Source organism: Polynucleobacter wuianus (assembly GCF_001659725.1).
GTDB lineage: Bacteria > Pseudomonadota > Gammaproteobacteria > Burkholderiales > Burkholderiaceae > Polynucleobacter > Polynucleobacter wuianus.
The window spans coordinates 2,026,351-2,052,340 of the sequence record NZ_CP015922.1 but is presented as its reverse complement, the minus strand read 5'-3'; the positions used below and the strand labels follow the sequence as shown (position 1 = coordinate 2,052,340).

Sequence of the window (25,990 nt, the reverse complement as noted above, 5' to 3'; positions counted from 1 at the left end):
ATGTCTAATAGTCCAACTCAAATTCAATTGATTCAGCCAGATGACTGGCATTTGCATATTCGTGATGGCGAAGTGATGAAAGACGTTTTAGGTGATACTGCTCGCCAATTTGCGCGCGCGATCATCATGCCGAACTTGAAGCCACCTCTAACCACCGTAGATTTAGCTAAGGCCTATCAAGCTCGCATCGAATCCAATTTAGAATCATTGGGCATTAGTAGTTTTACGCCCCTGATGACTTTGTATCTCACTGATAACACCTCTGCAGAGGAAGTACGTATGGCGAAGGCAGAAGGCATTGTGGGATTCAAGTTATATCCTGCAGGCGCCACAACAAATAGCGATGCAGGTGTCAGTGATATTAAGCATTGTTATAAAGCCTTAGAAGCAATGCAAGCAATCGGAATGCCGCTATTAGTTCATGGGGAAGTGACGCATGCGGACATCGATATCTTCGATCGAGAAGCGGTATTTATTGACACCGTTCTTGATCCTCTTCGCAAAAAATTTCCTGAACTCAAAATTGTGTTTGAGCACATTACTACTAAACAAGCAGCACACTATGTACGTGATGCTTTAACTGGTGGAAAAAATACGATTGCTGCCACGCTCACTCCTCAACATTTATTGATGAACCGTAATGCGATTTTTGCAGGTGGTATTCGTCCGCATAATTATTGTTTACCAGTCCTTAAGCGTGAGGAGCATCGTGTTGCTTTGCTTGAGGCTGCCACGAGTGGTAACCCTCGATTCTTCTTGGGCACTGATAGCGCCCCGCATGCTAAGGGCGCTAAAGAAGCTGCTTGTGGATGTGCAGGTTGTTATAGCGCCTTCAATGCTTTGGGTTTATACGCTGAAGCCTTTGAGAGCGTTGGTAAGCTTGATAAATTAGAAGGCTTTGCGAGTTTCTTTGGGCCTGACTTCTATTCCTTGCCACGCAATAGCAAAAAAATCACACTTTCTAAAAAATCACAAAGCATTCCTGTTGAATTACCTTTAGGCGATGCCACAATTGTTCCCTTGCGTGCGGGTGAAACAATTGCTTGGTCGCTGATTTAATTCCACATCAAGCTATAAACGTTTTACAAGCCAATTTGCTCCGTCTGCGTTAGACTGCAGGCGCAGAGTCAATTAGGCAATCGCCGCCTCTTTATTGAGGGGGAGGAAAGTCCGGACTCCATAGGGTAGGGTGATGGCTAACGGCCATCCACGGTGACGTGAGGAATAGGGCCACAGAGACGAGCGTATTTAGTTACGGTGAAACGCGGTAACCTCCACCTGGAGCAATCCCAAGTATGCAGACGATGAGGCGTCCCGCTGAGTCTGCGGGTAGGGAGCTTGAGCCGTTAGGTAACTAACGGCCTAGAGGAATGATTGCCCCTAGATGCAAATCTAGGCGACAGAATCCGGCTTATCGATTGACTCTGCACTTATTCTGAAATGACTTCAACGCTGTAAGTCAGTTCAGCTGTTTTAGCCAGCATCGTTGTAGCAGAGCAGTATTTTTCGTGGGAAAGCTTAACGGCACGATCTACTTTAGCTTGATCGAGCTCTTTACCTTTGACTTTGAAGTGCAAATTGATCTTAGTAAAGACTTTAGGGTCCTCAGAGGCTCTTTCAGCCTTAAGGGTTACATCACAAGCTGTAACAGCCTGACGAGCCTTTTGTAGGATTAAAACCACGTCGAATGCTGAACAACCCCCTGCGCCAGCCAAAAGGAGCTCCATTGGCCTTGGGGCTAGGTTTCTGCCGCCTGCTTCGGGTGCACCATCCATATTGATGAGATGCCCACTACCTGTTTCTGCAGAAAAAGCCATTCCACCATTACCCAACCAAGATACTCGACATTCCATATTAGTGACCCCTAACTTACTAAATTAATCAATATTTTCAATAGTTTACCAATTTCCTATCTGTTGGGATTGATTTCGATTTGAGCTAAAAAACATCAAAAAATTGATTTTGGTCAATTTTCTTGCATTGCACCAAAAATCTTGTGTAGAATAACCATATTGGTAGTCAGTCTTGTATAAGACTGTGACTTACCTCCCAGTGTCTCCTCCACCCAAACATAGGTGGATTCCAACCCAGGACTCGTTCCTGGGTTTTTTTTGGGTTACAATTCAAGGCTTTACTGGATATCCGAACTAGTCAGCGGAGATCGTTGTACCAGGTAAATTGCAGAATCTGCGAGCTTGCAAACATAAGCAGGGCCAAGGTGGACGTAGTTTGGTTGGAGTAATTTTTTTGACTATAACAATTTGAGAAATCATGAAAACTTTTTCCGCAAAATCCCATGAGGTAAAGCGTGAATGGTTCGTGATTGACGCTACGGACAAAGTCCTCGGTCGTGTCGCCAGTGAAGTGGCACACCGTCTACGCGGCAAGCACAAGCCTGAATTCACACCACACGTTGACACTGGCGACTTTATCGTCGTGATCAATTCATCTAAGCTGCGTGTTACTGGCACAAAAGGCTTGAACAAGATCTATTACCGTCATAGCGGATACCCAGGTGGTATTAGCTCGACCAACTTCGACAAAATGCAAGACCGTTTTCCAGGTCGCGCTTTGGAGAAGGCTGTAAAAGGTATGTTGCCAAAAGGCCCACTAGGCTATGCCATGATCAAGAAATTAAAAGTCTATGGCGACGCTAATCATCCGCACACGGCTCAACAGCCTAAAGCGTTAGAGATTTAAGGAAACCAAATGGCTATTAATTACGGAAATTGGAATTACGGTACAGGTCGCCGCAAGAGTTCTGTTGCGCGCGTATTTATTAAATCTGGCAAAGGCGAAATTACTGTTAACGGTAAGCCTATCGATGCTTATTTTGCTCGTGAAACATCACGCATGATTGCTCGTCAGCCTTTGGCTCTCACAGCCCACTTAACGACCTTTGATATCAAGGTAAACGTTTCTGGTGGCGGTGAAACTGGCCAAGCTGGTGCAGTTCGTCACGGTGTTACTCGTGCATTAATCGACTACGACAACGCTTTGAAGCCAACCCTGTCTAAAGCAGGTTTGGTAACTCGCGATGCTCGTGAAGTTGAGCGTAAAAAAGTTGGTCTGCACGGCGCGCGTCGTCGTAAGCAGTTCAGCAAGCGCTAATTCTTTCAGTCGCTTAAGTTTTATCGAAAGGGTCGCGCAAGCGGCCCTTTTTGTTTCTACAATTGAGGTATTGTGAAGTTTGTTTGAAAACTTCTCGAAGTCGGTATTTTGGAGAAAGACATGATTAAGGTTGGTATCGTTGGTGGCACAGGATATACCGGGGTGGAATTATTGCGCATATTGGCGCAGCATCCTGAAGTAAAAATTGTTGCTATTACATCTCGTACAGAAGCGGGCATGCCCGTAGCTGAGATGTTCCCATCTTTGCGTGGTCGTGTTGATCTGAAATTCACGACACCAGATGAAGCCAAGTTAAATGAATGCGATGTAGTGTTCTTTGCAACTCCTCATGGCGTTGCTATGGCACAGGCAAAAGAATTACTCGCAAACAATGTGAAGATTTTGGATCTTGCAGCAGACTTCCGTTTGAAGGACATTAAAGAATTTGCCAAGTGGTATGGCATGGAACATAGCTGCCCAGAAATTTTGGCTGAAGCGGTTTATGGTTTGGCAGAAATTAATCGTAAGGACATTAAGAAAGCGCGTGTTGTTGGGCTGGCTGGGTGCTATCCAACTTCTGTGCAGTTGGGTCTTGCGCCTTTGCTCTCACCAAAATCGACTGGCGGCAAGCAGTTGATTGATGGTAATCATATTATTTCGGACTCAAAGTCAGGGACCTCAGGTGCTGGACGTAAGGCTGAGATTGGAACCTTGCTATCTGAGGCAAGTGATAACTTCAAAGCCTACGGGGTTAAGGGCCATCGGCATCTCCCTGAAATCGTGCAGGGCTTAAAAGCGATTGCAGGTCATGATCAGATTGGCTTAACTTTTGTGCCACATTTAACACCGATGGTGAGAGGCATTCATTCGACCTTATATGTACGTTTGACGGATTCTGGTAAAGATATCGATTACCAAAAGCTCTATGAGAACTTCTATGCGGATGAGCCCTTTGTGGATGTAATGCCTGCTGGCAGTCATCCAGAGACCCGTTCTGTTCGGGGAAGCAATGGCATTCGGATTGCTATTCATCGTCCGAGTGGTGGCGACACTCTAGTGATTTTGGTGGTTGAGGATAACTTGGTAAAAGGCGCCTCTGGCCAGGGTGTTCAATGTATGAATTTGATGTTTGGCTTACCTGAAACAACGGGTCTTACCCAAATTGCCCTTTCTCCATAAAGACCCTTCAGCAAACTGGCCATTAAAAGCCTAAAATAAGACATACCCTTTAGATTTAGGAGTGAACTATGACCGAATTAGCGATACAAACAGCACAGGATTTAGCCGAGCCACCAACCCCATTGGTGTTCACGGATAGCGCTGCTGCAAAAGTGGCCGACTTGATTGCCGAAGAAGGTAATCCAGAGTTGAAGTTGCGCGTATTCGTTCAGGGTGGTGGTTGCTCAGGTTTTCAGTACGGCTTCACATTTGATGATGCTGTAAATGAAGATGACACGCTCTTTGAAAAGAATGGCGTTACTCTTTTGGTGGATTCAATGAGCTTCCAATATTTAGTTGGTGCTGAGATTGACTACAAAGAAGATATCAATGGTTCACAGTTTGTGATCAAGAATCCAAATGCCCAAACTACTTGTGGCTGCGGATCTTCTTTCTCTGCTTAAGGCAATTAGCAACTAAGCAGGGTAGCAAGCGCCCAGAATTCTAGGGCCCTTCGCTCCTGTAACGGCTGGCATATTTGCTGGCCGTTTTTCTTTATGGGCCCAAGCAAGCCAAGCAAAAGCCAGACCTTCAACGAGTTGTGGATCAATACCAGCTGAATCGCTTGTTGAAATTTCTAAGGGCACTTCAAATAAATGTTGTGCTTTGACCTTGAGTAAGTTCATCAAAGCAGTATTTCGGGCGCCGCCTCCACAGACAATCAGCTTTTGGGTTTGCGGGGCATGATGTACTAAAGCTTCTAATGCGGAATGGGCTGTTAGGTGTAAGAGGGTAGCTTGTACATCCTCGGTATGATGATTCTCATTACCTATTTTTTCTTGCAACCACCTTAGATTAAAGTCATCTCGACCAGTGCTCTTAGGCGGAGCTTTTTTAAAGAATGGGTCTGATAGCAACTTCGCAAGAAGAATTTCATTTACTGTACCTTGTAATGCCCAGTTACCATTCTCATCAAAAGCATTGCCTTGGTGCTCTTGTATCCAGGCATCCATCAACATATTTCCTGGTCCACAATCAAACCCAGTGACTTCACCTGTCCTAGGGAGTAGTGTGAGATTTGCAATGCCGCCAATATTGAGAATAGCGAGATTTTTATCTTCTACAAATTGCTGTGCATGAAAAGCGGGGACTAGTGGAGCACCATGACCGCCTGCTGCAAGGTCACGACTTCTAAAGTCAGCAATGACATCAATACCCGTTTTTTCTGCTAAGAGTGCAGGGTTCAGGGTTTGGTGTGTGTATGCCAAATCTCCAAGATCCGGTTGATGACGAATCGTCTGACCATGAGCGCCAATTGCTGCAATGTGAGATGGCTGTAAATTGGCTTTTTTGAGAAGTTCCCTTACTGCCTCCGCATAAGCTAAGGCTAAGGCATTACCAGCCTGCTTTTCTCGATGAAGCTCATTAGAGCCAGGACTTTGGAGCTCAAAAAGGGCTTTACGTAGCTCAGGTGAGAAGGGCCTACTTACGGCCTCTACTGCACTTGCTTCACCGTTGGACCCAATCTGGGCTAAAACAGCATCAATTCCATCTAGGCTGGTTCCAGACATAAGGCCAATATAGAGGGAATGAGGTTGGGTCATAGGGTTCAGGGCTTGGCTCTCAGTGATGCGACAATTATGCTTTAGCAATTTAAATACTAATTTAACTGAAACAGTTAACCGAATCAGCATGACGGCTAAACCAGAACAAAAATATCCTTTGACCCCTGAAGTCTTTGCGGCACTCGAAGTCACAAAACGTGGCTGTGACGAGCTATTGGTTGAAGCGGACTGGGTGCAAAAACTGGCTCGAAGCCAGGCTACCAAGACCCCACTCAGGATCAAGCTGGGTTTAGATCCAACTGCCCCAGATATTCATTTGGGACACACGGTCGTTCTAAATAAATTACGACAGCTACAAGATTTAGGTCATACCGTTATTTTCTTAATTGGCGATTTCACCAGCATGATTGGTGATCCATCTGGTCGTAATGCAACTCGTCCACCTTTGACTGCAGAAGAAATTGCTGTCAATGCAGAAACTTATTATCGTCAAGCGAGCATGGTGCTTGATCCTACTAAAACAGAAGTGCGCTACAACAGTGAGTGGTGTGATCCCTTGGGTGCGCGCGGCATGATTCAACTTGCGGCAAAACATACAGTTGCTCGCATGTTAGAGCGCGATGACTTCACGAAACGCTATCGTAATGGCGTGCCTATTTCTATTCATGAGTTTTTGTATCCCCTCATGCAAGGTTATGACTCGGTTGCGCTCAAGAGCGATTTAGAGCTTGGTGGAACCGATCAGAAATTTAATCTCCTAGTTGGCCGAGAGCTTCAGCGTGAGTATGGCCAAGACCCACAATGCATTTTGACTATGCCACTTTTGGTAGGTCTTGATGGTGTTGAGAAGATGAGTAAGTCCAAGGGCAATTACATTGGTATTAGTGAGCCTGCTGGCGATATGTTCGGCAAGCTCTTAAGTATCTCAGATGATTTGATGTGGGATTACTTCACATTACTGTCGTTCCGCCCCCTGTCTGAAATCGATCTCATGAAGCAAGAAGTTGCGGCTGGCCGCAATCCAAAAGATTGTAAAGTTCTGCTCGCGCAAGAAATTGTTGCGCGTTTTCATTCACAAGCTGCTGCCGAAAAAGCATTGGAAGACTTTAATCACCGTGCTAAAGGTGGTGTACCGGATGACATTCCAGAAGTAAATCTTTCAGGGGCCCCAATGGGAATTGCTAGCCTTTTGAAGGCGGCGGGATTGGCCCCATCGACATCAGAAGCGATACGTAATGTTGAGCAAAATGGTGTGAAGATTGATGGTGCTACGGTATCAGACAAACAAGCGAAGATTGAAGCTGGAATTTACGTTGTACAAGTTGGTAAACGTAAGTTTGCGAAAGTGACGCTAGTTTAAATATCCAAATTTGCAGAGCTACTAGGCGGCGTTAAGCCAAAGTGCTCATAAGCCTGGCGAGTTGCGATACGGCCGCGCGAGGTTCTCTGTAAATAACCTTGTTGAATAAGGTAGGGTTCTAAGACATCTTCAATAGTGTCACGTTCTTCGCCTATGGCGGCTGCTAGATTATCAATACCAACTGGGCCACCATCAAACTTGTGCAAGATGGCTTCGAGTAATTTTCTATCCATCACATCAAAACCACTCGGATCAACATCCAACATCTTGAGTGCAGCATCAGCCATTACTTTGGTGATTGTTCCGGTGCCCTTCACTTCCGCATAGTCACGAACACGGCGCAATAGGCGGTTAGCAATACGTGGGGTGCCGCGGGCACGTTTAGCAATTTCTATTGATCCTTCTGGGTCAATGTTTGCTTTAAGCAAGCTCGCTGAGCGATTGATGATTTTAGTGAGCTCTTCCGTGGTGTAGAACTCAAGTCTTGCCACAATCCCAAAACGATCACGCAATGGATTGGTCAACATGCCGGCACGGGTTGTTGCGCCGATCAGGGTAAAGGGCTTGAGGTCAATCTTGACGCTACGGGCAGCGGGACCTTCACCAATCATGATGTCAAGGCTATAGTCCTCAAGCGCTGGATACAGGATCTCTTCTACAACTGGCGAGAGTCTATGAATCTCATCAATAAAGAGCACATCATTAGCCTCTAAATTGGTTAGTAATGCAGCGAGATCACCAGGCCTATCGAGAACTGGTCCGCTAGTTTGGCGCAAGTTCACACCTAGCTCACGCGCGATGATATGAGCAAGTGTAGTTTTGCCAAGTCCTGGAGGTCCAAATAAGAGGACGTGATCAAGTGCTTCTTGACGTGCTCTGGTAGCACTAATAAAAATTTCTAATTGGGCGCGAGCCTTCGTTTGGCCAACATACTCGTCGAGTTGTTTTGGGCGCAATGCTCTTTCAAAAACAGCCTCAGCATTACCTGCAGCGCCGCTCACGATACGGTCGTTTCCCTCTGGCAAATCTTCAGGAATAGAGCTCAGGTCATCGGTATGTATTGCCATGCTACAAGTGTAGTGCTTATTAGGAATTGCTTCTATTTAAGATCAGGCTTTAGATAAATACTTTAAGCCCATGCGGATGCCATCTGACACATTGGTATCTGGCGGAATTTGCTTGAGTGCTAGTAATGCTTCTTTTTCTGAGTAGCCAAGAGCTAAGAGGGCTTGCAGTACTTCGCTATTAGCATCCAATGTTTGAGGTTTGCCAGCTGTGATGCCTAAGTCTGGTGCTAATTTGCCTTTGAGCTCTAGGCAAAGACGCTCAGCTGTCTTTTTTCCGATTCCGGGGACTTGTGTGAGGCGACCAGCTTCTTGAAGGGTAATTGCTTGAGCCAATTCATTCACGCTCATGCCCGAGAGAACTGCTAATGCAGTCCTAGAGCCAACGCCACTGATTTTGATAAGCTGTCTAAATGCCTCACGCTCAGTTTCAGTTGCAAAACCAAACAGTTGCTGAGCATCTTCACGTACCTGGAAGTGAGTGAGAAGGGTAATTTTTTGACCTGCTTGCGGCAATTGATACAAGGTGCTCATGGGTACATCGACTTCATAGCCAATGCCTTGGCAATCCACCAAGAGGCGAGGTGGGTGAACTGAAACGAGGATACCTTGTATGCGACCAATCATGTAGAGATCTTAACCTGTGATGTGTATTTTTACTTACTACGTTTTTTGGGTACCAAGGCCGCTGTAATTGCTTTTGGAATCTGAGCGTGATGAGCGGCGCAAATGGCAACACCCAATGCATCAGAGGCATCTGTGCCGGGAGCGCGATTGAGTCTGAGTAAGCGTTTGACCATTTCTTGTACTTGAGGTTTGGCTGCACGACCAGTACCCACAATCGCTTGCTTTACCCGCAGGGCGCTATATTCAGCAACGGGGAGCTTTTCTGAGACGAGGGCAGCAATGACTGCGCCTCTCGCTTGACCCAGCATTAGCGTTGAACGGGGGTTCACGTTTAAGAAGACTTCCTCAATTGCTGCTGATTCTGGATGATAGGTTTCTAGAACTTCTTTAACGCCTGCATACAGAGCGCCTAGACGTTCTGGCAAGCCTTTAGCTGGATCGCCACTCTCAATCGTCCCAGATGCTACGTATGTTAGTTTTTGGCCCTCAACATCAATAACACCGAAACCGGTGGTACGTAAGCCTGGGTCGATTCCAATCCAACGCATGAGTTCTTAATGACGGAAGTGCCGCGTGCCAGTAAAGATCATGGCAATGCCATGCTCATTCGCTGCAGCAATGATTTCATCATCACGCATGCTACCGCCTGGCTGAATGGCGCAACTTGCACCACCGTTAACAACCACATCCAAACCATCCCGGAATGGAAAAAAGGCATCACTGGCAACTGCTGAGCCTTTAAGGCTTAAGCCAGCATTTTCAGCCTTAATGCTAGCCATGCGTGCTGAGTCAACTCGACTCATTTGACCAGCACCAATGCCTAAGGTCATGCCATTGGCACAATACACAATTGCATTGGATTTCACAAACTTGGCAACACGCCAGGCGAACATCATGTCATTCATTTCGCTTGGGGTAGGCTGTCTTTGGCTAACGACACGCATCTCACTTTGCAGAACATTTTTCGCATCAGGTGATTGAACTAACAAGCCCCCGCCAATACGTTTGAAGTCAAATGTATTAAATGCGGTACCAAGTGGAATTTCTAGGAGGCGAACGTTTTGTTTGGCAGCAAAGATGGCTTTTGCTTCATCGCTGAAGCTAGGAGCAATCAATACTTCTACAAATTGCTTGGAGATCTCTTGGGCAGCAGTTCCATCGCATGGAACGTTAAAAGCAATAATGCCGCCAAATGCTGAACTAGGGTCAGTTTTGAAGGCCTTTTGATAAGCCTCTAGTGCTGTTCCCCCTACGGCTACCCCACAAGGATTAGCATGTTTGATGATGACACAGGCAGCAGCCCCACCAGCATTACCAGTAAAGCTTTTAACGCATTCCCAGGCAGAGTCAGCATCAGCAATATTGTTGTAAGAGAGTTCTTTTCCTTGCAATTGCTTGTAGTTCGCAAGTGCACCCTCGACTGGAAGGATATCTTTATAGAAGGCTGCAGACTGGTGTGGGTTCTCGCCGTAACGCATCTCTTGAACTTTTTCAAAAGCAAGATGCAAGGTTTTTGGGTAAGGAGACCGAGCTTTGTGATCTAGGTCGTCACCCAGTGCGGAGAGGTAATTGGCGATCGCACCATCGTATTGCGCAGTATGGGCAAATACTTTTTTAGCCAATGCTAAATTCGTTTTGTATGAAACTGTATTCTTGTTAGCTTTCATTTCTGCCAACACTGGAGCGTAATCTTCTGGAGAGATCAGCACGGTGACATCTTGGTGATTCTTTGCGGCAGCACGCAGCATGGCAGGGCCACCAATATCGATATTTTCAACAGCATCCTCAAAAGAACAATTTTCTTTTGCAACAGTTTCGTTAAATGGGTAGAGGTTGATCACTAGCATATCGATGGTGTCTATGCCATGCTCTTTAAGCGCTGCCATATGCTCTGGAAAGTCTCTGCGAGCCAATAAACCGCCATGCACCATTGGGTGAAGTGTCTTTACGCGACCATCCAGCATCTCTGGGAATTTGGTCAATGTTGAAACTTCGACTACAGGCAAGTTGTTTTCAGCTAAAAGCTTTGCAGTACCTCCAGTAGATATCAATTTGATGCCTTGCTCATGGAGGGCTTTAGCAAAAGGCACGATGCCATTTTTATCAGAGACGGAGATGAGTGCAGTACGGATCATATGTTTTCAGAAAGTTTTAATAATGAAATGGCTTAGTAATTATTTAAGCAGCTGGTGTTCTACAAGTTTTTTATGCAAGGTATTGCGGTTGATGCCGAGGTACTGGGCAGCTAAGGATTGATTTTGTTTAGCATGCTGCATGACAAGCTCAAGCATTGGTTTTTCAACAACCGCTAATACCATTTGATAGATGTCGTTCGGGGGCGTACCTTTAAGGTCATTGAGATAGCCTTGTAGTTGCGTTTCAATACATTCGGTAATGGGATGCTTATTGGTCATAAATATTCAAATCTAAAAAATAACTTGGGTACTAATTAAGCTGCTTCTAAAAAAAGTAAACGGTCGGAGTGAGATTTCATCTCATCGAAAAAATCATTGACCATTTGCAATTGGGTTTTGCAGTCATCTGCAGTATTCATGCGTTGACGGAAACTATGTGAGTCGCGTAATCCTTTGCAGTACCAGCCGATGTGCTTACGGGCTGTACGTAGGCCAATATGCTCACCATAGAACTCATAGTGATCCAAGAGATGAGCATTCATGATGCCCTGAATCTCATTGATTTCTGGTGTGGGCAGTTTGCCACCAGTCTCTAGGAAATAGTTAATTTCACGGAAGATCCAAGGGCGCCCTTGAGCGGCACGTCCAATCATGACCGCATCAGCACCAGTAGTCTCTAAAACAAACTGTGCTTTTTCAGGTGTGTTGATATCACCATTTGCAACCACGGGAATATTGACATTATTCTTAACGGCAGTGATCGTTTCGTACTCTGCTTCACCGTGATAAAGATCTGCGCGTGTACGACCATGAACGGTAAGCATAGAGATGCCAGATTGTTCTGCAAGGCGTGCAATCTCAATTGCATTTTTATGTTCACGATCCCAGCCAGTGCGAATTTTTAAAGTGACAGGTACTGCATCTGGGCCGATGCCAACCGCATTTACAACTGCATCTAAAATTTGTTGCACCAGTGGTTCATCACGCAACAAGGCTGAGCCTGCTGCAACATTGCAAACTTTCTTTGCTGGGCATCCCATATTGATATCAATAATTTGTGCGCCGTGGTCTACATTAATTTTTGCAGCCGCAGCCATCATCGCGGGATCTGCGCCAGCAATTTGAACTGCGATTGGTTTGAACTCACCAATATGATTTGTGCGACGTTGGGTTTTTTCGCTTTTCCAGAGGAGGGCGTTCGATGCCACCATTTCTGAGACGGCATAACCAGCACCCAATCTTTTACAAAGTTGCCTAAACGGGCGGTCTGTTACCCCAGCCATAGGGGCGACAAAAAGTCTATTTGACAGGGTGTGTGAGCCAATCTTCATCTGTTTGGAGCTTTGCTTGGGCAGCTTTGTGGGCGTCTTACGGAAAGCATGACACTTTAGCACAGTCGGGCCTAAATCTGCCTATTTTTTAGGCAGATTATTGGATTTAATTCAAAGTGAAGGAGTATGCGTTTTGAGGGGTATTTAAGCCTTTTAGCGCCTGCCAAACATCATCTGGCGGGCTAAGGCTGTCTTTATGGGTGGAAGCCACTGAAGGGCTGATAAAGCCAATCCACGAGCTACTACTATTGGGGCAAGATTTGAGGTGAAAACTCGCGCCATAAAGTCTGTCAAACCAATCGTCGTTGTTCTATCTGCTTTTCGGCTTTGCGCATAATTTTCAAGGGCATCTTGAATTTGCACTAGCGTTTGATTTTCCACTGAACTTGAAAAAAGACCTGCCAATTTTTCAGCGAGCAAGAAAGCATCACGTAAGCCCAGGTTTAAACCTTGTCCTGCAACCGGATGCAAAGTTTGCGCAGCGTTACCAATCCAGACTTCATTGTCTTTTGTAATTTGCTTGCGGTAGTTCAAACCAAGTTCATACAATCGACGATCTTGAATTTTAAGAAAACGTCCGATACGCGAACCAAATTCTTTTTGTAGGGAAGCTAGAAAATCTTGTTCGCTGAGTTGTAAGCGATCTTTTGATGGCTCGGGTGATCCGCACCAAACGAGATTAAGAATATTGTCACCATAGTGACTTGGCAGCACTGCTAAGGGCCCTTCTGCTGTAAAACGCTCCCAAGCCTGATGAGGTATAGCATTTTCTACCTCTACTAAGCCCACTAAAGCCGATTGTCCATAGTCTCTTCCGGATTCGACCCAATCTTGTTTTTTGAATAGACCACCCTCTGCATGCACCACACAGCGGGCATTCATGGGTACGTGATCAACATTGCTATCAATGTGTTCCCAAACGAAATTTGGACTATTTGCTTTAATCTTTCTTAGGGCCTGACGAAGAGTAATGTGAATATCGCGATAGCGAATAATATGACCAAGGGCCTCTTGCTTAAGCTCTTCGCGAGTCATGAGTGCCCGACCAAAGCGGCCAGCTTGTGAAACATGAACACGATGAATGTCAGCACAATCTGTTGGCCACGCATCGATCGTATCCAGCAGGAGTTTGCTTCCATGTGATAGAGCAATACCCCTGCTATCTGCGTTTATAAGATCTTCGTCCTTGACGGGATTGCGATCTAGTAGCGTGAGTTTAGCTTCGGGAAATTTCTGTAAGATCCATGCTGCACAGGCAAGACCAACAGGCCCACCACCATGAATCAAGATGTCATAGTCATTTGTGCTCATGTTCAGCTGTTTTTCATGAGTGCTTCAATTTCATCTACCTTGACTGGAGCGCCACGAGAGATCAATTCACAACCGGAGTCATTGATAACGGCATCATCTTCGATGCGGATGCCGATATTCCAAAATGCTTCATCAATATCATCTGCCGGCCTGACATATAGGCCTGGTTCGATGGTAATTACCATACCGCTTTTGAGAATGCGCCAAGGCTTTTCATCTTGATTAGAGTTGATGGATTCACGATAAGAACCTACGTCATGAACATCCATGCCCAACCAATGGGAAGTACGGTGCATATAGAAGCGACGATAGGCTCCAGTCTCAATAGCATTCTCTAGAGAGCCCACTTCAGCCAGCTTGAGAAGTTTTTCATCGAGCAAACCTTGGGTAAGGACTTTGAGTGCAGCATCATGGGGTTGCATGAATGTATTGCCAGACTTGGTTGCTGCAATAGCAGCTTCTTGTGCTGCTAGGGTAATGTTATAGAGCGCCCGCTGAGGCCCAGTAAATTTTCCGTTGACGGGAAATGTACGCGTGATGTCAGATGCATAGCCATCTAATTCGCAGCCAGCATCAATTAAACAAAGCTCACCACTGCGTAATTCAGTTGATCCTGCGCGATAGTGCAGAATGCAAGAGTTAGCCCCTCCCGCAACAATGCTGTTGTAGGCCACGCTTTGTGAGCCACTATTACGAAACTCGTGAAGTAATTCAGCTTCGAGTTGGTATTCACGCATGCCCGGTTTGCAGGCTTGCATTGCCCGTATATGGGCGCGTGCAGAGATTGCCGCAGCGCGACGCATAATATCAATTTCATGAGCATCTTTGAATAATCGCATTTCATGAATCAACGCTTCGACATCATGAAATTCTGTTGGTGGATTAATGCCGCTTCGGGCTTGTCCACGTACTTGCTTCATCCAGTGGCGTATGCGTCGATCAGCTTCTGCACTTTCTGCTAATCGCACAAAAACTGCGGTTTGGTCTGCCAATAATTCACCCAGTTTTTGATCCAGATCTTGATTGCTGTGAGCAAACTCAATACCCAAAGCTTTTGGTGCGGCCTCTGGACCTAAGCGAATACCATCCCAGATTTCTCGCTCAAGATCTTTAGGTCTACAAAATAAATGAGATTCGAGTTCAAAACCTTTTCCATTGGCGATGATATTCATCACTAAGGTTGAACCAGGCTCTTCAAATCCCGTTAGGTAGAAAAAGTCGCTGTCATGGCGATAGGGAAATTCACTATCGCGATTGCGTCTAAGCTCAGGCGCCGTTGCAATAACAGCAATGCCACCACCAGTCTTGTTAAAAATTTGTTTGGCTAATGTATTTCTGCGTAGCTGATAAATATCTGTTTTATTCATATGCTGCATTGAGCTCTTGTAAGCGTTGCGGTGTACCTACATCGTGCCACGGACCGACATATTTTTCACCAGTCACTTTATTTTGCTCCATAGCTACACGCAGGAGGGGTGCTAATTTAGCTGGCGTACCTATTGCCAGATCCTTGAATAAATCCTTGTGATAGAGGCCGATTCCAGAGAAAGTCAGTTTTTCACCCGCACCCAAGTCTCGAGAGCTTATTTGCGCGTTCTCCAAGAAAAAATCACCCTCAGGATTCTGTACTGGATTTGGAACCATCAAAAGATGTGCCATGGGTATGTTCGGGTCAGATCTCAATATGGCGACTTTTTCCAAGATTTTATTTATGGGTAAATTAGGGCTAAATACATCGCCATTTATCACCAAAAAATAATCTTCTGGTTGAAGAAGTGGTAAAGCCTTTGCAATTCCACCAGCGGTTTCTAATGCGGTTCCTTCTGGTGAGTATTCAATTCGTACGCCGAATTCCTCTCCCGATCTCAGGGTCGCCTCTATTTTGTTGCCCAACCATGCATGGTTGATGACAACATTTTGGAGTCCAGCCCTGGACAGTGCATCTAGGTGCCATGCAAGTAGTGATTTGTTTTTGATAGTGAGCAAGGGCTTAGGTAGATTATCTGTGAGTGGGCGCATGCGCTCACCCCTGCCTGCGGCAAGCAAAAGACAAGGAAGAAGATCGCTTTTACCCATGATTTTTACGGATTATTCTTGGTTGGTGCGCGTGGATTCCAAAATGCGAGCTAATGGTTTTAGTTCAATGTAGCGATTTGCTGTTGCTATTGCGTATTCCAAAACCAATGGGATGTCTTTCAGGTACCCATTTTTGCCATCACGATGAAAGAGCCGGGCAAAGATGCCAAGAACCTTGAGGTGCCGCTGTAAGCCCATCCACTCGAAGTCCCGATAGAACTGTCCGAAGTCCTCTGTCATAGGTAGGCCAGCTTTACGACCTTGTTCCCAAAAGTTAATAACCCAATCAATCACTCTTTCTTCGGGCCAGGCAATGTACGCATCCCGCCATAGTGAAGACGCATCATAGGTGATGGGCCCATACACTGCATCTTGGAAATCTAATACACCTGGATTATTTATTGCAGTCACCATGAGATTGCGTGAGTGATAGTCGCGATGAACATATACCTTTGCTTGCGCTAAGTTGTTCGCAATAATGAGTTCGAAGGATGTATTAATTTGCTCTTGCTGTATGTTGGTTAGTTGAATATTGAGGTGTTTCTTTAAATACCACTCTGGAAATAAATCTAACTCACGCTGAAGAAGCGCTTCATCGTAGTTTGGCAATACATTCGGTTTACTTGCCAGCTGCATCTGTATTAATGCATGAGTTGCATCTTGGTATAAAGGCTTTGCTGTTTGATCATTGAGTTCGGCAAGGTAGGTTGCATTGCCAAGATCATTTAGTAAAAGAAAGCCCTCGGTTGTATTCTGTTCCAATATTTTTGGAACATTTAAGCCTGCCTCAGTGAGTAATAAATCGACCTTAATAAAGGAGTCTAATGGCTCATGTTGCGGAGGCGCATCCATGATGATCAAGGTCCCAAAATCTGGGTTTTGGGACTCAATTCTGAAATAGCGGCGAAAGCTGGCATCTGCCGAGGCTGGTGCTAAAGTATCGAGATCTAATTGCCAGCTAGGCTGGAGGGCTTTTAGCCAGTTATGGAGGGTGTTTAAGCGAGCGTCAGTCATGGTCGATTCGTATAATAAGCGGGGTCTGGATCCATGAGTCATTATCGCCTTCGCGCCGGCTTTCGCGCCCCTCTTTTTTTAGCCATAACCCTGCGCGTACTGATGGGGGTGGCATTGCTTCAAGTTCCGTTTTCAGTAAGAGCTCAAGCACCAGCAGCTCTACCCCCAGTTTCACAGGCAACACAGAATTTCACACTCTTGCCAGATCGGGGAAATGTCACCGTTCTTAAGCTGGATGATCAACTTCGCGTAGGTAAACCGATTGCAGATGGCGAGGCACTGACTTTCACTTCTAGTGATGCTATTGATGGAGTGGTTGAGCGTGACATGCATCTTAAAGGGCGTGCCCAGATTCGCCGCAATGGCGCCGTTTTAAAGGCGGATGAAATTACCTATAACCCAGATACTGATATTGCAGACTTGCTTGGTAATGCCGAGTTATCTAAAGGTAATACCACTTTTAAAGGACCAAAAGGTCAATTTAAAGTTGATGCTCGTGAGGGTTCGATGGAAACCCCCACATACGAACTTAGAGACACTCGTGGAAATGGCACTGCAAAAAAACTGACGATTGAAAACTCTGACATTTTTGTATTTGACAAAGCTACTTACACTACTTGTACCCCAGAAAATATGGACTGGTATTTCACGGTAAGTAGTTTAGAGATCGATAACGAGCAAAAAGAAATGGTTGGCACTAACGGTGTAATGCGTTTCTTTAATGTGCCCATTGCTTATGTTCCTTACTTCACCGCCCCAACGTCGGGTGAGCGCAGAACTGGTTTGTTAGCACCAGTTGTTGGATACAACTCAAATAATGGTTTGGATATTACTCAACCTTATTACGTTAATATCGCGCCGAATCGCGACTTGTTGTTGCTTCCTCGTGAAATGAATCATCGTGGTTTTATGTTAGGCGCGTCTTACCGTTTCTTAGATAAAGAATATTCTGGAGTAGCGACTGGCGAGTACTTGCCCTACGATAAACAAACAGGAACAAATCGTTGGAAATACGATTGGCAACAGCGTCAAATTTTTGCTGGTGGTGTTGGTCCTGGCGGTGCGCCGTTGCCCGGATCGTGGAACGGTTATGTCAATATGGCGCGGGTCTCGGATAGCTTATACCCAACGGATTTTTCACAAAGCATTGCAGGACAGGTTACTAGTCAGTTCCGTCAAGAAGTTGGTACAAGCAAGCAATTAACTGGTGAGTTAAGTAATTGGACGGTTGGCGCTAAAGCAGCTAGCTTTCAAACTTTGCAGCCAGACCCTAATAATTTAGTGCAAGCGCCATATAACGTACTGCCAAATATTACTGCTGCATATAACAATCAATTAAGCCCAGTAGTATCCGATACAAGTGGTAAGTACCTAGCATTACCTACTGGCCCAAAGACAACTTTCTCAACGGATTACACACGCTTTGCCTATGCCTTGGGAAGCAACTTCAATGCTCCACCTCCTGGTGCTTACACTCAGGCAGATAGAACAGTAGTCAAGGGCGCATTAGCGCTTCCACAGGTCACACCTGGTTATTACATTACGCCAACAATTAGCTTTCAGTCGAACACCTATAACGCTACTCCTTATGTATCCGGTAGCGTTCCGAATGCTCAGGGATTTACGATTCCAACATTCAGTTTAGATTCTGGATTGGCGTTTGAGAGAGAGGCTTCTGAGCTGAAAGGTTTTTTTGGGCGCGATATGTTACTCACAATGGAGCCAAGAGCGTTTTATGCATTCACTCCGTATCAAAGTCAGGCTAACACACCAGTATTTGATACAGCTGATGCAGGTTTTGGCGTTTCACAAATTTTTACAGCTAATACGTTTATTGGTAATGATCGTGTTGCTGATACCAATGCAGCAACACTAGGTTTGACAAGTCGCATGATTGAGGCGAACACAGGAGCTGAGCGCGCTAACGTAACGCTTGCTCAAAAACAGCAATTTACAGGACAGAAAGTGGGTTTAAATGGAAACATTGCCAATCCAACTACGTACTCTGATACCTTGGGCTCTGCTTCAGTACGATTGCTTGGTAATTTCAGTGCCGATATGTTCGGTCAGTACAACACGCAATTAAATCGTTTTGTGCAAACTACTGTGGGCGCAAGCTGGCGGCCAACCCCAGGAAGAAGTCTGAATTTTGGATACCGCAATGTTTGGTCTCCACCACTTCAACCATCTGCACAGAATGGCCAAGCAACCTATGTGCCGGCAGCCACAACAACAGATCAATACAATATTTCTGGCCAATGGCCGCTTACCAGAGAGGTTTCTGTACTAGGGCGCTGGGGATATGATGCATTAACGATTAAAACCTTGAATACCTTGATTGGTTTGGAGTGGACCAGAGATTGCTGGACTTTTCGTGGTGCTTACTCGCAGGCGGTCAATACTTCCCTTATTACGACTACCCAAGTGCTCTTTCAGATCGAATTTAGGGGCTTTGCTAGCGCTGGTAGCAACCCAGTTGATATCATGAAGTTAAATGTTCCTGGGTATATGCCAACTTCAAAGCCTATTCCACCATCTATATATGAGAACTATCAATGACGCTTTACAGAATTAGCTTGAAATCATTTTTTTGCACCATATTCTTGTTGGGTGTATCCGCTATATTTGGTTATGCAGGAGCGCAAGATGTGTCAAAAGCGAATGTAGTAACCGATAGCAAGATTCGTAATATTGATGGCGTTGCTGCCGTAGTCAATACTGGTTATGTAACGCGCAAAGAAATTGACGATCGAATTGCTGCGCTAAAAAAACAGGGGGCAACGCTTCCAGATGATGGCTCTTTGCGAAAGATGATTCTTGAGCGCTTGATTATTGAAAAAATTCAACTTCAGAATGCTGAGCAAGAGGGTATTGTCGTAACCAATAAAGAGCTCGATAAAATCATCGCTGATATTGCTGACAAAAATAAAATTAGTGTTGCCGAGTTCAAGGCTAAAGTCATTGCGTCTGGAAGTACCTTTGAGAAATATAGGCAGCTATTACGTGATGATGTGATTCTCTCGCGATATCGTGAGCGAGAAGTTGAGGGAAAGATCAAGATTTCAGATGCTGAAATTGATAATTTTATCTCTGAAAGAACTCGTGCCATGAATGGTGGCGGTGTTCAGCGTTCAGCTCCGGCGGCAAAGGGTGAGCCAGAAGAGATAGATGTAGCACAGATTTTTATACCAATTGATTCCTCTGCTGGTGTAGGCTCTCAGGCAGAAGCCAAAAAGAAGGCGGATCAATTACTGCGTGACGCTAAAGGCGATGTTGATTTTCTGCAGCTTGGCGCTATGGCGGCAAAAGAAAATCCTAAGATTAAATTTCAAGATTTAGGTTATCGCACTCCAGATAGGCTCCCCCAATTATTCTATGAAGCTATTCGAAATACCGGGGGTGGTCAGGTTGCAAATATTGTTGTCAAAAGCCCCGCGGGTTATCACGTGCTTAAGGTATTGGACCGTCGTGCAGTAGTGACAGGTACAAATCCACAACCACAGGCCACTCCACAAGAAACTTCATCAGCTGCGCCACAAAATATTCTTATTACCCAAACGATGGCCCGTCATATCTTATTGCGTAATCGTGCCGGCTTAAATGATCAGGATGCAGAGCGTCGTCTTGCCGGCTATCGTGATCAGGTACGCGCAAAGACTGCAGATTTCGGTGAGCTTGCTAAGAAGTTCTCGGAAGATGGTTCGGCTTCAAACGGGGGAAATCTTGGCTGGATGGGGCCTGGCGACCTAGTTCCTGAATTTGAGCAGGCCATGAATCGCCTCCAGATTGGTGAAGTCAGTAATCCCGTAAAGACTGAATTTGGTTGGCATTTGATTCAGGTGCTGGAGCGACGCGAAGCTCAGCTTACTGTTGAAAAGCAGCGTCAATTTGCCCGTGCTGCTATTCGCGAAAGAAAATTCGAGCAAGCCTATCAAGATTGGTTACGTGAATTAAGAGATACAGCAACGGTAAAAATCTTGAATGTAGATGATGCAGCTGCAAGTGCCCCTCGTTAATTTAGCAGTAACCACCGGGGAGCCTGCCGGTATTGGTCCTGAAGTTTCGATAGTGGCTGCAAAGCAGTTTCTTGCCGAGCAACCCAATGCAATAATTACCTTATTGGGTGATCGGGATTTGTTAGAAGCGGTAGATAAAAATCATCTAAATGCTTCTGAGCGCTTGCAAACCCAAGCTATTCCTTTAGTAGCGCCTGTGCAAGCGGGAGTTTTGAATCATCAGAATGCTCAATATGTTATCAATACCTTGAATCAAGCGATTGATGGATGTATGGATGGGCGTTTCGATGCGATGATTACCGCACCGATTCAGAAGAGTGTTATGAATTTAGCTGGCACGGCATTCACTGGCCATACAGAATATTTAGCAGGGCGTTGCAAGAAAAATCATGTAGTCATGATGCTTTGCGCAACCCTCCCCAGAGGCTTTTTAAATCTAAAAGCATCTAGAGATTTAAGAGTGGCCCTTGTCACTACCCATCTACCATTGCAGGAAGTCTCTGCTGCATTGACGCGTGAACGTATACTCGAAACTATTCAAATAGTGCAGCATGATTTGCGCACCAAGTTTGCCATACCAAATCCTGTAATTCGAGTGGCGGGACTAAACCCTCATGCTGGTGAATCAGGCTACTTGGGTCGAGAGGAAATTGAAATCATCGGTCCTGTAATCGAGTCAGCAAAAAAACTTGGGATTAATGTCTCAGGTCCTTATCCTGGCGATACTATGTTTGATCCAGCCTCTCTAGAAGCCGTTGATGCTTATATAGCGATGTATCACGATCAGGGCTTGGCACCATTTAAGTTTGTGACCTTTGGCGATGGCGTTAACGTTACCTTAGGTTTGCCGATTATTCGCACTTCCGTAGATCATGGTACCGCCCTAGATATCGCTGGAAAAGGAATCGCAGATTCTGGCTCCATGCTAGAAGCGCTACGTTTGGCTTATCAATTAGCCCTCAATCAAAAAAAGAAGGCTTAGTCCATGCATCGCGCTCGCAAACGCTTTGGACAAAATTTTCTACAAGACCAAGGCATTATTTATTCGATAGTAGCCTTAATCAATCCTAGCCAGGATATGCATGTCATCGAAATTGGTCCAGGTTTGGGCGCCTTAACTAGACCTCTTCTGAGCAATCTTGATCAACTTGATTTATTAGAGATTGATCGAGATTTAGTGGCATATTGGAATCAAGAAAATCTAAAGGGTCTGACTGTTATTGAAGGAGACGCTCTCAAATTTAATTTTGATGCATGGGCGCAAAATCGTTCGAAAAAAATGGGGCTATGTAAGGTAGTTGGTAATTTGCCATATAACATTTCTTCGCCATTGCTATTTCATTTGGTTGAAGCGGCAGAGCATATTGATGAGCAAGTTTTTATGCTGCAGGCAGAAGTTGTTGAGAGAATGGTTGCTCAAGCTGGAAGCTCAGATTTCAGTAGGCTTTCAGTGATGCTTCAAGCACGTTATGAGATGGAATTGGTTCTTGAGGTTCCACCAGAAGCTTTTGATCCAGCCCCCAAGGTAAATTCTGCGGTAGTACGAATGATTCCGAGAAAAGATTTTAGTTTGACTCAATCTCAATGGAATTCATTAGAACAAGTCGTTGCCGCTGCATTCTCCCAAAGAAGAAAAATGTTGCGCACCAATTTACAGGCTTTTGCAGCACGCTTAGGTTTATCTGATGAGGAACTTAAGGCTAGAGCTCAGGATATTTCAGTTGACCGCTACATCGAGTGGGCTAAGCTATTAGCCGTTTAAATAATTATTTGTAAGCGCTTGGGTCAATCACGCGCATTTCATTCTCAATCCAGCCTTCTACTTCTTGTTGTAATTCTTCTCCAGATTTTCCTTCGGAAGTAATTGCAGGGCCGATTGAAAAAATGACTGTCCCAGGATTTTTAAGAAAACTATTTTTTGGCCAACAAGAACCTGCGTTATGCGCAATTGGAATAACTAAGGCACCAGTTGCACTTGCCAGACGTGCACCACCTTTACGGTAAGGTTTTGTCGAGCCTCTCGGCGTTCTAGTACCCTCGGGAAAGAGCATGATCCATTTACCTTCGCTAAGACGCTTACGGCCTTGGCTAGCTACAGATAAAGCTGCTGTTTGTTTATTGGCGCGATTAATGTGAATCATCTTCAGTAAAGCTAAAGCCCAGCCAAAGAATGGAATCCAGAGCAATTCACGTTTGAAGACAAAGCAGAGTTGTTTTGGTAGCAGAGCAATGTAGGCTATCGTTTCATAGGCAGATTGATGCTTGCTTAAAATAACTACAGGCTGGTTTAGAGCTGCTCGCATATGTTCTATGCCGCGAATTTCGTAATGAATGCCACAGAGATGCCATAGCAACCAAATCACAACTTTGTTCCAGAGGCCAATAAAGCTATAGCGATTTTCTGGACTTAAAAATGGAAAAGCTAACATGCAAAGTACAGACCAAACTGGCGTGAAGACCAGTAAAAATAGGGTAAATAGTGTGGAGCGGATGAAGACCATGAAAAATCCTAGACTTGGTTTTCTAGCAGTGTAGTTGCAAAAGCCATGAGATCAGTATGAATTTGCGTGCCCTCTGGTAAGCCACCCTTGGCTAAGGTTTTTTCGCCTTTGCCAGTGAGCACTAAGTGGGGCGAGGCACCAAGTACTACCCCAGCTTGTAAATCCCTAAGGGAATCGCCCACAATAGGAACGCCCAATAAAGGCTGGGTACTATCAGTTCTTCTATATAGCAGTGCAATTTCTTTCATCAGGCCTGGCGCCGGTTTACGGCAATCACACGCGTGGGCATCGGTATGGGGGCAAAAAAAGATACTGTCAATATTGCCACCAAAGGGTTGCAATAATTTCTCCATTTTGTGATGCATTGCATGCAAGTCATTAATGGTGAAGTAACCCCTTGCCAGGCCGGACTGATTGGTTGCGATCGCAATTTGATAGCCAGCTTGATTTAGAAGTGCGATTGCCTCTAGGCTTCCCGGAAGAGGTATCCATTCATCAACAGACTTCACATAATCATCGCGATCTTCATTGATCACACCATCGCGATCGAGAATAATAAGTTTAGAAGAGCTGGTGCTCATGCTAATTTGCCGAGATCGGCAACGAGATTCATTTTCTGGTGAAGTTGTTGCAGAAGTGCTAAACGGTTATCACGTAGCTCGGGATTGGGATCCATAACCATGACATCTGCAAAGAATTGGTCAATTGGGTCGCTCAAAGCTACTAGTGCTTTCAAGAGTTCCACGAATTGGCGTTTTTCGTAGGCAGCATTTAAGGTGGATGTAATTTGTTCTAACGCTTTATTGACGGCTATTTCTGCTGGAATTTGTAAAAGCTTGCTAGAACAAGTCGCTGGAATGGTGGTGCTTGTTTTCTTGAGAATATTACTAATGCGCTTATTGGCTGCAGCTAACTGAGCAGCTTGTGGAAGTGCATTAAATTCACGCAAGGCAGTTAAGCGTTCAATCAAATCATGAATTTGTGATGGTGATTGGCCCAATACAGCATCAATTTCTGCGCTGGTAAATGGTTTTCCTGAAACCGACTGATCCCGTAAGTAAGCACGCATGCGATCAATGATGAATTCGTAAATATCAGCAACTTTAGCTTTTTCTTGTACATCTTTTTGAGAGAACTGCACACGTGCAAGTTCAATAAGATCGGGAAGGCTTAAAGAAAGATTTTTTTCTAATAGAAGTCTGCAGATACCAAGCGCATGACGGCGCAATGCGTAGGGATCTTTATCACCAGTTGGTGCTAAACCTACACCCCAGATGCCAACGAGCGTTTCTAACTTATCAGCAATGGCAAGAATGGTGCCGGTTTGAGTTTTTGGTAGTGCATCACCAGCAAAGCGGGGCATATAGTGCTCACTACAAGCAGCCGCAACCTCTGTATTTTCGCCGTCATGGCTTGCATAGTAAGAGCCCATGATGCCTTGAAGCTCTGGAAACTCACCAACCATATCGGTGAGCAAGTCGGTCTTTGCAATTTCTGCTGCACGATTAGCTAACTTTTCATCCGCTTTGAGTTTTTGTGCGATACCTGTAGCAATTGCTTGGACGCGCTTCGTACGATCTAATTGGTTGCCAAGTTGATTGTGATAAACCACCTTACCAAGGTCTGCAACGCGAGAGGCTAAAGGGCGCTTTTGATCTTGCTGGAAGAAAAAGCGCGCATCAGAAAGCCGTGGACGAACAACACGTTCATTACCAGAAATAATCGCATTGGGAGTCGCTGTCTCAATATTGGAAACAATCAAAAAGCGATTGCGTAACTTACCTTGTTTGTCGGTAAGAGCAAAGTACTTCTGGTTGGTCTGCATTGTGAGGATCAAGCATTCTTGTGGGACCTCTAGAAACTCTTGATCAAACTGACACTCATAAATCGATGGCCATTCAACAAGCGCAGTTACTTCATCCAGAAGACTGTCTGGCATCAAGACTAAATCATCGCCTGCTGCTTTTAAGAGTGCAGCTTCGATTTGTGCGCGACGTTTATTAAAGCTCGGGATAACCTTAGCTTTATTTTGCAAATCGCTCTCATATTGGTCTGCGGAGTTGATGGTGAGGACGCCAGGTGCCAAGAAGCGGTGCCCCTCAGTTTGCTTGCTTGCATCAATACCAAGCGCGCTGATATTGAGCGCTGTAGAGCCGTGCAGAGCAATAATACGATGTGCTGGACGGGCAAATTGCACATCCGCCAATTGACCATCTTTTTGTTGCACTTGGTAGTGCATCATTTTCGCAATTGGTAATTTATTTAGTGTTTGCTCAAGTGCAGTTTGTGCAGTCTGCTCAAGCGCTGCGCCCTTAGCAACCACATTCAGGTAGAGAGCCTCATTTTTACCTTCACCAGATTTTTCTAGGGTCGATAGATCAATATCTGCATGCCCAAGTGCTGCTAATTTTTTAAGAAGTGGTGGTGTTGCTTTGCCATTGTCATCATATGCAATACTAGTTGGGAGAAGCTTTTCTCTCACCGGGCAATCTTGTGCTTGACTGAGTACATTGTTTATTTGTACTGCTAGTCGACGTGGAGTAGCGAAGCTAGTAACACTGGATGAATCTGTTGTGAGGTTGGCAGACTTCAGGTGGGTAAAAATGCCTTCACTGAAAGCATCCCCTAAACGACGTAGAGATTTAGGGGGTAATTCTTCAGTAAATACTTCAATCAACAAGTTTGCTGATTGAGTGTTTGAATTTGATGTGCTCATACTTT

The 25,990-nt window shown here is 45.2% G+C and carries 25 protein-coding genes and 1 other RNA gene; 11 read left to right on the top strand and 15 right to left on the bottom strand.

Going from position 1 to position 25,990, the window contains the following annotated elements; genetic code table 11:
* Positions 1–1,059, top strand: a complete 1,059-nt coding sequence (gene pyrC / locus A8O14_RS10550) for a dihydroorotase (protein ID WP_068949470.1) — start codon at positions 1–3, stop codon at positions 1,057–1,059.
* A gap of 64 nt (positions 1,060–1,123) precedes the next feature.
* Positions 1,124–1,430, top strand: an RNA gene (gene rnpB, locus A8O14_RS10545) — RNase P RNA component class A.
* Here rnpB and A8O14_RS10540 read toward each other — a convergent pair.
* A complete protein-coding gene (locus A8O14_RS10540) occupies positions 1,431–1,853 on the bottom strand; it encodes an OsmC family protein (protein WP_068949469.1) in 423 nt (140 codons plus the stop codon).
* A 418-nt stretch (positions 1,854–2,271) separates the two neighbouring features.
* On the opposite strand from A8O14_RS10540, the gene rplM reads away from it, so the two are divergent.
* From rplM to erpA, 4 genes are all read left to right on the top strand, one after another.
* Positions 2,272–2,700, top strand: coding sequence for a 50S ribosomal protein L13 (rplM, locus tag A8O14_RS11670; RefSeq protein WP_068949468.1), 429 nt, complete (start codon positions 2,272–2,274; stop codon positions 2,698–2,700).
* Positions 2,701–2,709: 9 nt separating this feature from the next.
* A complete protein-coding gene (rpsI, locus tag A8O14_RS11665; protein ID WP_015422033.1) occupies positions 2,710–3,111 on the top strand; it encodes a 30S ribosomal protein S9 in 402 nt (133 codons plus the stop codon).
* A 120-nt stretch (positions 3,112–3,231) separates the two neighbouring features.
* Positions 3,232–4,290, top strand: coding sequence for an N-acetyl-gamma-glutamyl-phosphate reductase (argC, locus tag A8O14_RS10525; protein WP_068949467.1), 1,059 nt, complete (start codon positions 3,232–3,234; stop codon positions 4,288–4,290).
* Positions 4,291–4,358: 68 nt separating this feature from the next.
* On the top strand, positions 4,359–4,733 hold the full coding sequence (gene erpA / locus A8O14_RS10520) for an iron-sulfur cluster insertion protein ErpA (RefSeq protein ID WP_068949466.1): 375 nt from the start codon (positions 4,359–4,361) through the stop codon (positions 4,731–4,733).
* A gap of 12 nt (positions 4,734–4,745) precedes the next feature.
* Here the strand turns inward: erpA and A8O14_RS10515 are convergent, their stop codons facing one another.
* Positions 4,746–5,873 (bottom strand): anhydro-N-acetylmuramic acid kinase, encoded by a 1,128-nt coding sequence (locus tag A8O14_RS10515; RefSeq protein WP_068949823.1) that lies wholly within the window; start codon positions 5,871–5,873, stop codon positions 4,746–4,748.
* Between the two features lie 88 nt (positions 5,874–5,961).
* Here A8O14_RS10515 and tyrS point away from each other — a divergent pair, with 88 nt between their 5' ends.
* A complete protein-coding gene (gene tyrS / locus A8O14_RS10510) occupies positions 5,962–7,194 on the top strand; it encodes a tyrosine--tRNA ligase (RefSeq protein ID WP_068949465.1) in 1,233 nt (410 codons plus the stop codon).
* Here tyrS and ruvB read toward each other — a convergent pair.
* From ruvB to A8O14_RS10460, 10 genes are all read right to left on the bottom strand, one after another.
* Positions 7,191–8,261, bottom strand: coding sequence for a Holliday junction branch migration DNA helicase RuvB (ruvB, locus tag A8O14_RS10505; RefSeq protein ID WP_068949464.1), 1,071 nt, complete (start codon positions 8,259–8,261; stop codon positions 7,191–7,193). The genes tyrS and ruvB overlap by 4 nt on opposite strands.
* A gap of 42 nt (positions 8,262–8,303) precedes the next feature.
* Positions 8,304–8,885, bottom strand: a complete 582-nt coding sequence (ruvA, locus tag A8O14_RS10500; RefSeq protein ID WP_068949463.1) for a Holliday junction branch migration protein RuvA — start codon at positions 8,883–8,885, stop codon at positions 8,304–8,306.
* Positions 8,886–8,914: 29 nt separating this feature from the next.
* Complete coding sequence (ruvC, locus tag A8O14_RS10495) at positions 8,915–9,433, bottom strand: crossover junction endodeoxyribonuclease RuvC (protein ID WP_068949462.1); 519 nt, start codon at positions 9,431–9,433, stop codon at positions 8,915–8,917.
* Between the two features lie 6 nt (positions 9,434–9,439).
* Positions 9,440–11,020, bottom strand: coding sequence for a bifunctional phosphoribosylaminoimidazolecarboxamide formyltransferase/IMP cyclohydrolase (gene purH, locus A8O14_RS10490; RefSeq protein ID WP_068949461.1), 1,581 nt, complete (start codon positions 11,018–11,020; stop codon positions 9,440–9,442).
* A gap of 39 nt (positions 11,021–11,059) precedes the next feature.
* Complete coding sequence (locus A8O14_RS10485; RefSeq protein ID WP_068949460.1) at positions 11,060–11,299, bottom strand: helix-turn-helix domain-containing protein; 240 nt, start codon at positions 11,297–11,299, stop codon at positions 11,060–11,062.
* A 35-nt stretch (positions 11,300–11,334) separates the two neighbouring features.
* Positions 11,335–12,351 carry a tRNA dihydrouridine synthase DusB gene (gene dusB / locus A8O14_RS10480; RefSeq protein WP_068949459.1) on the bottom strand — a complete coding sequence of 339 codons (1,017 nt, stop codon included), beginning with the start codon at positions 12,349–12,351 and terminating at the stop codon, positions 11,335–11,337.
* 153 nt (positions 12,352–12,504) lie between these two features.
* A complete protein-coding gene (locus A8O14_RS10475; RefSeq protein WP_068949458.1) occupies positions 12,505–13,662 on the bottom strand; it encodes an FAD-dependent monooxygenase in 1,158 nt (385 codons plus the stop codon).
* A gap of 2 nt (positions 13,663–13,664) precedes the next feature.
* On the bottom strand, positions 13,665–15,029 hold the full coding sequence (locus A8O14_RS10470; RefSeq protein ID WP_068949457.1) for an aminopeptidase P N-terminal domain-containing protein: 1,365 nt from the start codon (positions 15,027–15,029) through the stop codon (positions 13,665–13,667).
* The gene (gene murU / locus A8O14_RS10465; protein ID WP_068949456.1) at positions 15,022–15,738 is read right to left on the bottom strand and encodes an N-acetylmuramate alpha-1-phosphate uridylyltransferase MurU; all 717 of its coding nucleotides are present in this window, start codon (positions 15,736–15,738) and stop codon (positions 15,022–15,024) included. Before murU ends, A8O14_RS10470 begins: the two co-directional genes overlap by 8 nt.
* A 12-nt stretch (positions 15,739–15,750) precedes the next feature.
* A complete protein-coding gene (locus A8O14_RS10460; protein ID WP_068949455.1) occupies positions 15,751–16,752 on the bottom strand; it encodes an aminoglycoside phosphotransferase family protein in 1,002 nt (333 codons plus the stop codon).
* Between the two features lie 33 nt (positions 16,753–16,785).
* Here A8O14_RS10460 and A8O14_RS10455 point away from each other — a divergent pair, with 33 nt between their 5' ends.
* The 4 genes from A8O14_RS10455 to rsmA are packed head-to-tail and all read left to right on the top strand — an operon-like array spanning position 16,786 to position 22,530.
* Positions 16,786–19,311 carry an LPS-assembly protein LptD gene (locus tag A8O14_RS10455; protein ID WP_068949454.1) on the top strand — a complete coding sequence of 842 codons (2,526 nt, stop codon included), beginning with the start codon at positions 16,786–16,788 and terminating at the stop codon, positions 19,309–19,311.
* Positions 19,308–20,768, top strand: a complete 1,461-nt coding sequence (locus A8O14_RS10450) for a peptidylprolyl isomerase (RefSeq protein ID WP_071608684.1) — start codon at positions 19,308–19,310, stop codon at positions 20,766–20,768. The genes A8O14_RS10455 and A8O14_RS10450 overlap by 4 nt, the downstream gene beginning before the upstream one ends.
* The gene (gene pdxA, locus A8O14_RS10445; RefSeq protein ID WP_082913208.1) at positions 20,743–21,750 is read left to right on the top strand and encodes a 4-hydroxythreonine-4-phosphate dehydrogenase PdxA; all 1,008 of its coding nucleotides are present in this window, start codon (positions 20,743–20,745) and stop codon (positions 21,748–21,750) included. Before A8O14_RS10450 ends, pdxA begins: the two co-directional genes overlap by 26 nt.
* A 3-nt stretch (positions 21,751–21,753) precedes the next feature.
* Positions 21,754–22,530: a 16S rRNA (adenine(1518)-N(6)/adenine(1519)-N(6))-dimethyltransferase RsmA gene (gene rsmA / locus A8O14_RS10440; protein ID WP_068949452.1), complete on the top strand. Its 777-nt coding sequence runs from the start codon at positions 21,754–21,756 to the stop codon at positions 22,528–22,530.
* Positions 22,531–22,534: 4 nt separating this feature from the next.
* Here the strand turns inward: rsmA and A8O14_RS10435 are convergent, their stop codons facing one another.
* Genes A8O14_RS10435 through glyS form a run of 3 tightly spaced genes read right to left on the bottom strand, consistent with a single transcriptional unit; the run spans position 22,535 to position 25,985 of the window.
* Entirely contained in the window at positions 22,535–23,269 is a 735-nt protein-coding gene (locus A8O14_RS10435; protein WP_068949451.1) for a lysophospholipid acyltransferase family protein, read from the bottom strand.
* An 8-nt stretch (positions 23,270–23,277) separates the two neighbouring features.
* Positions 23,278–23,850 carry a D-glycero-beta-D-manno-heptose 1,7-bisphosphate 7-phosphatase gene (gene gmhB, locus A8O14_RS10430; protein WP_068949450.1) on the bottom strand — a complete coding sequence of 191 codons (573 nt, stop codon included), beginning with the start codon at positions 23,848–23,850 and terminating at the stop codon, positions 23,278–23,280.
* Positions 23,847–25,985, bottom strand: coding sequence for a glycine--tRNA ligase subunit beta (gene glyS / locus A8O14_RS10425; RefSeq protein ID WP_068949449.1), 2,139 nt, complete (start codon positions 25,983–25,985; stop codon positions 23,847–23,849). The genes gmhB and glyS overlap by 4 nt, the downstream gene beginning before the upstream one ends.
* Positions 25,986–25,990: the final 5 nt, after the last annotated feature.